The organism is Enterococcus dongliensis, assembly GCF_031927985.1.
GTDB classification, from domain to species: Bacteria; Bacillota; Bacilli; order Lactobacillales; family Enterococcaceae; genus Enterococcus_A; species Enterococcus_A dongliensis.
The window spans coordinates 1-321 of record NZ_JARPZC010000061.1 but is presented as its reverse complement, the minus strand read 5'-3'; the positions used below and the strand labels follow the sequence as shown (position 1 = coordinate 321).

Annotated in this window: 1 protein-coding gene; it reads right to left on the bottom strand. The window is 38.0% G+C overall.

The features are described 5' to 3' along the window. The coding region (locus P7D84_RS13775) for a DNA topoisomerase (RefSeq protein ID WP_311806792.1) at nucleotides 1–321 on the bottom strand (321 nt) is incomplete at both ends.

Sequence of the window (321 nt, the reverse complement as noted above, 5' to 3'; positions counted from 1 at the left end):
TTCTTTTTCAACACTCTTAACACCAACTTCGGCACGTTCGCCAATGATAACGAGTGGTAACGTTTGAACGTCCTCTTCTTCTTCTTTGGTTTGTTGTTTGAAAAGAATTTTCCAACCTTCTTGCTTTGGTGTCTTGCCTATTGATTGAAAAAGTAAGTCGGCTACTTTGGTTTGTATCTTAGTTTCTTCATACAAATAATCAGGTAGAAACATGGCAACGGTCGTTTTAACGACTAAAGCATATATTTTTCGTTGTAAATCGTCCATTTTCGCTAATGCAGATTCGGTAGGTACTTGTTTTGTTGGGATAATGGCGTGGTG